Source organism: Porphyromonas sp. CAG:1061, assembly GCF_000435035.1.
GTDB lineage: Bacteria > Bacteroidota > Bacteroidia > Bacteroidales > Porphyromonadaceae > Porphyromonas_A > Porphyromonas_A somerae.
In genome coordinates this window covers 7,233-18,008 of the sequence record NZ_HF988894.1, presented here as the reverse complement: position 1 = coordinate 18,008, position 10,776 = coordinate 7,233, and the positions used below count along the sequence as shown (strand labels likewise).

General features: G+C 43.4%; 7 protein-coding genes and 1 pseudogene. All 8 read right to left on the bottom strand.

From position 1 onward, the window contains the following. A partial coding sequence (locus tag QVO39_RS03280; RefSeq protein WP_288171713.1) for a DUF4302 domain-containing protein occupies positions 1–394 on the bottom strand: 394 nt, incomplete at its 3' end. A 16-nt stretch (positions 395–410) separates the two neighbouring features. Continuing rightward, on the bottom strand, positions 411–1,520 hold the full coding sequence (locus tag QVO39_RS03275) for a zinc-binding metallopeptidase (RefSeq protein ID WP_018027759.1): 1,110 nt from the start codon (positions 1,518–1,520) through the stop codon (positions 411–413). 15 nt (positions 1,521–1,535) lie between these two features. After that, entirely contained in the window at positions 1,536–3,077 is a 1,542-nt protein-coding gene (locus QVO39_RS03270) for a RagB/SusD family nutrient uptake outer membrane protein (protein WP_288171712.1), read from the bottom strand. A gap of 22 nt (positions 3,078–3,099) precedes the next feature. After that, the gene (locus tag QVO39_RS03265; RefSeq protein ID WP_021903012.1) at positions 3,100–6,510 is read right to left on the bottom strand and encodes a SusC/RagA family TonB-linked outer membrane protein; all 3,411 of its coding nucleotides are present in this window, start codon (positions 6,508–6,510) and stop codon (positions 3,100–3,102) included. Positions 6,511–7,794: 1,284 nt separating this feature from the next. Beyond that, complete coding sequence (locus tag QVO39_RS03260; protein ID WP_021903011.1) at positions 7,795–9,246, bottom strand: DUF3868 domain-containing protein; 1,452 nt, start codon at positions 9,244–9,246, stop codon at positions 7,795–7,797. Positions 9,247–9,249: 3 nt separating this feature from the next. Then, a complete protein-coding gene (locus QVO39_RS03255; RefSeq protein WP_021903010.1) occupies positions 9,250–9,900 on the bottom strand; it encodes a DUF3575 domain-containing protein in 651 nt (216 codons plus the stop codon). Between the two features lie 204 nt (positions 9,901–10,104). Beyond that, positions 10,105–10,665, bottom strand: coding sequence for a 2-oxoacid:ferredoxin oxidoreductase subunit gamma family protein (locus QVO39_RS03250; RefSeq protein ID WP_018027763.1), 561 nt, complete (start codon positions 10,663–10,665; stop codon positions 10,105–10,107). Between the two features lie 21 nt (positions 10,666–10,686). Beyond that, positions 10,687–10,776, bottom strand: a pseudogene (locus QVO39_RS03245) (thiamine pyrophosphate-dependent enzyme); the annotation flags it as partial.

The window sequence follows — 10,776 nt, the reverse complement described above, 5'->3', positions numbered from 1 at the left end:
GATAATCTGGGTCAGCGAAGAAGTGTAGTGCTTCATTGTAGGTAACAAAGTTGAGCGACACACCTGCATCCGAACTAACCACATACTGACCACGCGAATACTTATGATCGCTAGATCTAGTTCGTTCGGAGGAAATAAATGCTTCACCATCTTTGGTAAATATGATGCTCATCACATAGCCACCGTACTGCTTTTCACCACTTGGCTCACCTGGATAGTATTCGGCTATCCAGCCATTTGGAGAGCTGAGTAGCTTCTCCTGAAGTGCGGCCATAGCATTGGCAGTACGCTCACTAGCGGACTCGTCGAAAAGTGACTCATGTTTTGGCGTACAAGCACCCAGTATCAAGAGTGATAGTGCCGCCATCAAACTATATATATTAAATCGTTTCATAGGTCAATTGATTGTTTTAATCGTTAGAAGTAGCTGCCTCTGTGCTTTCGTCATCAAGATGATCACCCATCTGAGTAGCTATGTAACATAAGGTAGGAGAACCAAACTTAGCGTCCTTAGGCTCTACCTTTATTTGCTTCTCAAGTGCTATCCTACCTGCCTTATAGTAGGCCTCCTGAGCAGCTTTGGTAGGAGCAGCCATTGGCACCTCTACATTGGCAAATAGTGGCTCCCAATCAGGAAGGATCAACTGCATCTGTGGGATCTCATGAAGTCGGCGATTATTGACGTCGCGAAGGACATCCATATCGATATTCCAATTATCCTTCATATAGGTCTTCATAATCTCTAGCTTCTGATGAATCTTGGCGCTACCCTCTTCACCTGCAGCCTTGAATATCTTATCCCACTGCTCCTGGCTATAGGTAATATAGCAGGCGGTAAGCTCTGTGATATCCTCGCTAGGAGAGTGGCCTGCATATGCCGTCACAAAGCCAAGTTCTGCATATTCACTCATCTTCTTACGATTGTGCCAAGAAGAAGGGGCATAACCACCTGCACTGATGGTATTATACTCTTGTGGCCACTTGACATTTTGGTGAAGGATATGAGTAAACTCGTGGTGCATAGTCTTGAAGTACATCTCGTTGAGGTTGTCGGGATTTTTTTCATTCACCCAGTTACCACGATAAATGGTCACCTTAAGCCCCCCCTCAGCAGTAGCCAAGACGATGGTTCCATCATTATTCCACGATGCAGAGCCTACGATATGTATAATTCTTGGAGCCAATCGACGCATAAAGTGCATGCCTGCTACCTCATCATAGACACCAAACCATGAATGGCGGAAGATGTTGGCCAGTTTCATTGAGTTTTCGATGGTTGAGGGGACTAGCTGCTTTGACCGATCCCGCTCATTATCCTCCATACGATACTTGAAGTCTACATTATAGGCATTGACATAGTTTTTATCCAACCATTTATCAAAGGCGTTCTTCTCCGTCGTGGGCTTCTTTACGACCGATTTATTTTCATCAGGTTGGTCACCCTTACAGCCCATAGCTATCATACTAATAAGGGCTATCAGTAGTACCGACCAAGTATATTTACTAATTAGTTTATTCATAACACACTTAAATATTTAGAGATTGTTACTTGGGTTAGGAGTTAGTCCAGCTGCCACTACTGGGGCAGGGATAGGAAGTGCCTTTCGAGGATCATCGGACTTCAAGGTGATAGGATTCTCCTGGAATAGATTATGGGTAATCTCTATACCATACCTCTTGATATCATCCCACCTTTCGCCACTATGTACCGAAAGGATACGCTTGGCATGCAATACAGCTTGCATCATATAAGTTTGATCACCCTCCTTCAATTCAAATTTAGGATGTAGTGGCTTCGTCACTGGGCTCACCTCTTCCGGATCCTCCATCAAACCTTTGTAATAACTCTTAATATCACTGGTCGTCGCACCATTTCCACCCTTGGATTGATACCACATAGATAGATCGCTAGCGGCATCATCATACTTCTCAAGCATCACTCTAGCCTCAGCTCGGAGGAGTAAGGTCTTATCCGTAGTGAATGGGAATACTACCACGTGAGGTTGGCCAATGCCAGCTACAGCATCTGTGTATTCAAATATCTCCTGATACTTAGGTAACCACACCATATGCGATGGATTGCCTCTGTAGTAGAGTACATCATAATCCACCAATTGACTACCCCATGGACCAGGGCTACGAAGTGTCTGCTTACTAGCGATCTGACCAGTATGTGCATACCTACGATCCGTGTACCTCCTACCCCAGCGAGAGCGAGTAGCCACGATCATTAGATTGGCTGGCTCTTTAGCACTGTGATAGCCATAAGTCCACTCTTTGGTATTGGTATATTTCTTGGCATACTCCGAGATATTACGCAGAGTAGGTGCAATATTGGTACCTAGTACCTCTGTAGCATACTTCTCGGCCTTATCCCACTTTTCGTAATAGAGGTAAAACTGTGTAGCAAATGCTAGAGCAGCTCTCTTATTGAAGTGGTACATGGGTACCGAATAAAAGTCTTCGGATATTTCGGGGAGTGCCTCTAGAATATCCTTCTCCATCTGCTCATAGTTTTCCTTTACGCTGGGACGCTCATGCTTCACACCGATTTCAGTCTCAGGCTCAGTAGAATAAGGTATACCAAGATCAGAATCTGAGGTCTGCCCATTGTAAGCTTGTGAAAATACATTGACCAATATAAAGTGGCTATATGCTCTACACATTAAAGCTTCGGCCTTTGCAGCTTTGAGCCTAGGGGTGGTAGCACCTCCCAATTCTTCAATAGCTTCTAGGGCTTGATTGGCATTGGAGATGGCCAGATAACACATCTGCCAAAGTCTCTGAGTGGTATCCCAATCGGGCTCTGTATTGCCCTTCCAATGATAATTCTCTTGGATAAAGATATCAGGAAGTGGATAGGCATCTCCATTATCATCGACGTTGTCGGTACGGTGCTCCAATATTCCTAGAGGAAAGAGTGTGGGATAAGCAGCCACAAGTATCTGCGTTACCTTATGCTCCTCATCAAGCTCTGCACGCATATCTGGCATAGTATCAAGAAACTTATTGCATCCAGATAGGGCTACTAGGGAGCAGAGCGATAAAGTAGCTATTATTTTATTTACTATTTTCATATCAAATATCATTCTATCACGATTAGAAACCAAGTCTTAGCGTAGCGGTCACCTGCTTAGGTACAGGAGCAGACACACCACCTGATTGGAAAAACTCTGGGTCTTGCCCTCTCAGCTCTGGATCAGCATAGAGAAGTAGCAGATTGGTAGCTTGAAGCTTTACAGAGGCACTCTTGAGATAATTCAAGCGGCTCTCTAGGAAGTCACGTGGTACATCGTAGGAGAGTGATAGCTCCTTAAGACGTACAAAGTCACCCTTAGCTACCCTAGCTGTAGAGTAGTTGTAGGCATTGTAACCTCTGTCGCTATTACCATTATAGTATACATCTAGTTGAGAAAGCACCTTAGGTATATTGGTGATCTTTTCATCACCAGGCACCATCCAACGGTCTTGGAAATCCTTAGGTGTAGCGTCTAGGTCACTATACCAGCTTCTGAATACTGGATTAAGCCTCAACTTATTTCCACCTGAGTAAGTAATGAATACGTTGAGTCGAAAGCCTTTGTAGGTAAAGATATTACCAAAACTACCATTAATAGTAGGATCAATTGGTCCTTCATACTTCAGGTAATCGATATTCTCACGATCCTGGAAGTTGATAGCACCATAATTGTCTTTTGTAATCTTATTCCCATTGATATTAAATACGGGGAATCCTTCGTCATCAAGTCCATCAAAAGGAATTGAGAAAAGTCCACGTACGGGGTAGCCTTCACGAGCAAATCCAGTACCAGTAATAAAGTCGATCACACGACTACGATTATCAAGCTTAGTTACCTCGTTGGAGTTGTAGCCAAAGATAAAGCTAGTAGTCCAGCCGAAGTCCTTTGTCTTGATATTTTGAGTTGATAGGGAAACTTCTAGACCGTGACTCTTCATAGAGGCTACGTTACCGATTCTATTAACTTCACCACCTACACCTTGAGTATTGGTATATCCGATCAAGTCAAAGTTATTACGCTTATACCAGTCAACAGCTAGATTAATCCTATTATTCAAGAAACCTACATCAGCACCCACATTGAGCTCGTGCTTTTTCTCGTAGGTAAGTCCACTATTCTCTAGGTTACGCACCTCTAGTCCCGACTCAGTTACACTTGCCGATGGTCTCCATGGATTATAGCTTCCAATGATCACACGAGAGTTAGTTACCCATCGTGGGCCTGCATCTGCAGTCAGTGAGTAAGATGCTTTAAGCGTTAGGTTAGAAAGCACATCCGAAAGGTGATCGCGGAAGAAATCCTCTTCATGAGCATTCCAAGCGGCTGCAACGTTCCAAGTAGGCAACCAGCGAGCCTTACGTGTTTTTCCCAAACGGTTAGAACCCTCATAGCGTCCAGTAGCAGTCAATGTATACTTACCTTGATAAGAATAGGTAGCCGTAGCAAAGAAAGCTAGTGTACGTACACGTGTATTGTATAGGTGGTAGTAATCTGAATTACCCTCCTTCATGTGCTTAAAGGCATTATATTCCCAGAAAGGTACTTCACCATTGGAGTATTGCATACCCCATCCATCAAATCCATCACTAGACCTATCCTGAGCATTTAGCTCCATACCAGCATAAGTGTTGAAGATGTGGCTCTCACCAAATACTGTATTGTACTGACCTGATAGACGGAAGTCGTAGCTGTACATCTTATAGTTATTGATGTTGTAGAATCCACCATTAGGAAGTATACTAAATGGTAGTGAATTGGGCTTATCTGGGTCGGTGTATAGCCATGGGTTCCTATCTACAATGGTGGCATCCCCCATTGCACGATAGGCAAGGGCCTGGTTGGAGCCGTCCTTGATCTTATGCTCCTGTTTTGTACCAGAATACTTAAATGCTCCAAGTGCCTTAAAAGTAAGACTCTGTATAGGTTTGTAACTTATTTCGCCCTGAAACTTAGCATCAAATACATCTAGATCCATATAGTTATTCTCCAACTCCTTATGGATATTAAATGGAGCATAGTTACGGGTATAAGCTACGTTAGGATCCAAAGTTCTACTCGTATTGAGTGCATACGAATAGGGGTTAATATCAAAGTCTCTTGATACTGTACCATTCACAGCATCCGTACCTTGACTTAGTGAACCTGGTGCTTTCTGCTTACGATAAGAGACATTAGCAATCGCATTGATATTCACTTTATCACTGAAGTGATAAGTATTATTGAGATTAGCGGTATACCTATTGACATTACTTGCCACCATCCACCCTGGGTCAGTCATTACAGAGAGGGATACATAGGTCTGATTTTTTTCAGTACCCGAACTCATACTGATTGAGTGATTCATCATTACAGCTGGTGAGAAAAGCTCCGCAAACCAGTCAGTATTCCTCATTTCAGCAGCACGGAGGTAATCAGCACGTGCCTCAGGTGTATTAGGCAGTCCCCACTGACCAGTGGTAGGATTGTATTGGTGAGTTAGTTGGTACATTCTACCATACTCTCCAGAGGTGCTACTCCTGAAAGTCTCTGCAAAAGTAAGCCATCCCTTTTGACGTAGCTCCTCGTAAAAGCCCATCTGATCTTGAGAATTCATAATATTGAATTCATTGTAAGATGGAATTAATCGAGAGGTAAATTCGCCCGTGTAACTAAAGCTACTCGTACCCGATTTACCCTTTTTAGTAGTGATCACAATCACACCTGCCATCGCCTTGGCACCATAAATAGAAGTCGCACTACCATCCTTCAAAATTTGGAAGCTCTCAATGTCATCAGGGTTAAGCCCTGCAATCGCAGAGCTGATCAATGTGGTAGCATCTCCCGAGCTAAGAGCATCGGCACTTACCTCCACCACATTTTCCTGAATTACACCATCAACTACCCATAGAGGCTTTGAATCACCATAAATAGAAGTGGCACCACGTACTCTAATCTTTGGAGCTGTACCAAAAGTACCAGATACGTTTTGAACCGTTACACCAGCTGATCTTCCCTCGAGACCACGGCTTAGGTCCGCAACGCCATCTAGCTTGACATCCTTTGCATCTAGCTTATCTGTAGCTCCTGTAAATAGACGTTTATCTTGAGCAACCATACCTGTCACTACTACTGTCTCTAGCATCTCGGCGGATTCTTTGAGCTTGATAGTGACGGGGCCTGCGTTTTTCACGGTAAACTCTTGCTCCTCTAGTCCTACAAAGGAGATAACTAAGACATCACCTACCTTACACTCTAGTGAAAACTCTCCATCGAGATTGGTATTGGTTCCTTTGTTTTGGTTTTTGATACGAATGGTAGCCATAGGTATGGGCTCACCATTAGAAGCTTCGAGTACCACCCCTTTTAGGGTAATGGTCTTAGCTTGTACCTCCACTGAAGTTTTGCTCGAACTCTCGTCATTGGCAAGTAGCTCATTAGATGAGTTACTTACGACGGGGAGCAGAAAACAGGCTATTGGAAGTAGCCAAGCCTTGCGTTCTATTCTTCTCATAAATTCAGTAAAAAAGTTATTAATTAGCTTTTAATAGTTCAGGTTAAAGAGGTCTTTTCACAGTCCTCAGAATACTTAAGAACTCAAATATAGGTATAATATTTCTTATATTCAAATTTGTGTAAAAAAAACGCTAAAATCACAGGGAAAATAGAGGTAGGTTATCTCTGGTTTATTTTTAATGTATAACTAAAGCGTATAGAAATTGGAAAAAGTGAATAGGATAGAATACCGTTTATCCCAGTGCTCTCTACTTTCGTCTGCAGAGGTTTTCCACCGTTTCCACACGCTTCTTTATCTTATTATATATATGGTTGAAAGTAGGGGAAGGGGATATATAGATGGGATTTTGTTTAGATGGTAATAGAATATGATAAAGCCTGTGGAGTGTGTGAGTAGAGTAAAAGCTACGGTGAAGTTACGAAGCTATGACTAATGCGATGTATTTGCTTTGAACCTATCTCCACAATCTATTCACATTTTACCCACACTCCTTTCCCCCTATAATGCTCAGAAAAGAAGCATCTATGTGAATAACGCTATAGTATCCTGTGGATAACTTTTAGAGAGCTAATGATAAGGGGTGAGGGTGTTGGGGAGTGTGTGTGTAATTAGTTGGTAACTTTATAGTGATAACTATTGTAAATCTCCAACCTTTTTATAGTAAGAAATTAATTGAGAATACCTATTTTTTAGCCCAAAAGTTATCAAGAAGTTTTGCACACTCTATTCACACCTCTATCCACAATGAATTTGTTCACGCATTATGAAGGTCTTGCCGTAGGGCATTTATAGGTGTGCCTATTTAACACGGACCTCTACCGAGGTCCTTTCCCCAATAATACTCCAATGAGTTTATTTGACGAATATATATTGACTAAGCTATACTGAGAATGATATGCCCAGATCTTCAACTACGTAACAGTTAGTTTAACTTCTTTGTATCGCTATATTTTTTTCTTCTTGGTAGGAGGGTAAAAGTTGAGTTGCAACTAAGCGATCGGCGAGTTGCAACTAAGCGATCGACGAGTTGCATCTCAGTAATTGCTTAGTTGCAACTCAGTTTTTTATGAGATGAGGGTATTGAATATCAGTGGGTTATAAAATCCCCAACTCCGGTGTTTTTTTAACCATTTTCAATGTTATATAAAAAGGAATGGGAGCAGTGGTTTTACACTACTCCCATTCCTTATAAGTGGGCTATACATCACTCAACAAAATAGATAGAATAGTAATGAATACTTTCTCAATAATAGTGTATATATAGCCCTTTTTACTTTCTTATTAGTGCATCAACTTATAGGCTCCTTCTTGGTCACCCAATTGGTATAGAGCCGTTGCACGTAGATAGTTCTCATCACTTGTTTTAGGCAGAGTATTAAGAAGCTCCAGTGCCTCTTTACTCTTCTCAGGCTCCCACTTGAGGATAGCTAGAGCTAGGTTGTAGCGAGCAATAGGATCCTCCTTGCCAAATCGTTCATTGGCATAGCGAAGCACTTCTACTGGGCTCTTACCTTGCTGCTCATAGTGATTGATAGCTAGTGCTAGCAACTCGCTATGGCTCATCAGCTCACGCTTCTCTTGGTACACCTTAGGTAGTTCCTCAGTGGTGTAGTTACGTACCTTGTACTTTGTCTTAATAGTAGTCCGGCGGAGTGGTGGGTAATACTCAGTAAGGAGCGTCTTGTAGAGAGCTCCTCCATCAATTGCTTTGATATCTGCCTCACGCTCTAGATCGGTATCGTACTTATCAATGATAGCGATCACTTGATCTTTGAATGAAGCAGTAGAATTGAATAGTGCGTGGCGAAGGCCTGCCCAGTCTTCACCGCCACCTATCACCTCAAACTCTGCCGCCTTCAGCAAGTCTGGATAAGTAGCCTTCACGTGATTCATCAAAGTATTGGCCCTATTGCGTGAAAGTCTGCGGTTGTAATCAAAGTTACCCTCAGGCGAAGCAAAACCAGTCACCTCTACCTTACCGATGGTAGCTCCAAGCTCATTTAGCTTCAGTGCTTTAGTGATAAATTCATCGATACGTCGGAGTTCGTTTTGATTATCCTTGTAGTCCTTCAGCAATTCATAGCGGTCGAGCTTAAAGTTGATATAGCTTACAAACTCCTCTTCATACTCCTTCTGACGCACCACCATAGGCTGGTGATAAGCCATCTTGCTGATGTCAGGAATGAATAGCGGAATATCCACAGCCTTTAGAGGATTGCGATAGTTTTGTACACCACAAGAGGCACATCCCGATAGCTCCTCTTGTATCATCAGGGTAGCACTTGCCATCCATGGTTCGAATGGCACCTTTTGTGCAATGGCGAAGGGAGAAGCCTTCACCTCCCTCCACGTGCGTATATCACTGAGTGCTACCTCGGGGTACACCCTTGAGTGTCCGAGGTTATCAGCTCTCTTGATATACTTGTATCGGTTGGACCCTGCCACAAAAGTAGCTGGAAGTTGGCATCGATGCCTTCCATCTTTAGAGACCAGAAGAGGTTGCACCTTAATGATCTCGGTACTCTTCAGCTCTCTCTCTGGAGTTACCTCCAGCTGTATAGAAAGCTGAGCTATAGGGTCGTGCTCAGTAGCAGCGATATACTTCATCACCGGCTCAGAATAGTTCCAAAGGTGAGTGGATTGCTTCCCCTTACTCTGAGCACTTAACATTGGGGCTACCAAGCAAAGGGCTAGTAGCACACCACTTAGTCGCTTTATCATATTCATCATCATTTGTTATTTCAAGAAAAAGACCAAAGAGATAGCTGCCTTGGTAGGGCCTACATAATCGGCCTCACCCTTGCCCTTAAAGGCACCGCATGTAGTACATGGGTACTTGCTGTAGTGGATGCGATTGTATCCTGCACCTAGCTCAAACTCCATGCTAAAGCGGGGAGTAATCAGCCACTGGTATCCTACTGCCAAGCCACCGCCATAAAAGGCGTCTACTTCGTAGCGATTATCCTTCATCACCCCATCTTTATTTTGCAATACAAAGGGGATAGAGATACCGCCCACATTGGCTTGACCACCTTGTGCGTGCAGACCCAAGAACCAGCCGTTAAAGGCTTCGCAGAACCAATACCTCAGCTCTGGCTGTACCATCCAGTGGCTCCACTTTTTGGTTTTGTAGTTCTCTGCAGTGGCATCATTCTCATAGAAAAAGAAGTTCGCCCCATACTGCAGGTCCATGGTCCATTGCTTTCCCAAAGCCACCTCCATCGATAGGTTGGGCGTCAGCAGTGCATCGTAGGCGAGATTGTTTTTGAGTGCCACCGTCTGTGCCTCAGCACGATACGAAGTGGATACTCCGATAAGTAGCACTGCCACTCCCAAAATTAGTCTTTGAAGGAGTAGGGTACTACTTGATTGACATCTATTGCTCATAGTATGTATCCTCAAAAATTAAAAATATCTACAGACCCTTTGCCCCCACTCACTTCAGAAGTAACAATATGATTTAGTGAATAGCGACTTTAAGTCCTATTATTATCTTTGCAAATATACAAAAAGCATACGATATACAAAAAACCCCCTTCAGACTATTATAAGTCCGAAGGGGGCTTTTTACTTACTCTACAGGGGTGAGCTTTACTTAGCTACACGCTCCTGTACTACAATCTCCATACCTCTCTTGAGGGCATCGAGGTTGAGTGGGATCAACTTGTGGTGGCGCTCAGGAAGACTCTTCTTGAGACCTGCCTCAATATTATTGATATCCACCATCGGGGCTACCTTAAGCAGACCACCCAATACGATGATGTTAAATACCTTGGTATTATTCATCTTTACACTCTCGTCCACGGCATCTACGCGGAATACATTGATATCATCACGCTCAGGTACGTGGGAGACACCGTTGCTATCATAGAGGACGATTCCACCCTTCTTTACCATAGGTAGGAACTTATCCATGGATGGCTGATTGAGCACAATCGCTACATCATACTCATTGAGGATAGGCGAACTGATCCCCTCCTCGCTGATGATCACCGTCACATTGGCAGTACCACCACGCTGCTCAGGGCCATAAGATGGCATCCAGCTCACCTCTTTGCCACCCATTAGTCCTGAGTAGGCAAGGATCTTACCCATAGAGAGGACTCCTTGTCCTCCAAATCCCGAAATAACTATCTCGTAACTCTTTTTCATCTCGCTTATCGATTTAATGGGTTAAATATCTTTGAGGTCTCCGAGTGGATACTGTGGGAACATATTCTCCTCCAGCCACTTATTAGATTGCTCGGGGCTCTTCTTCCAGCC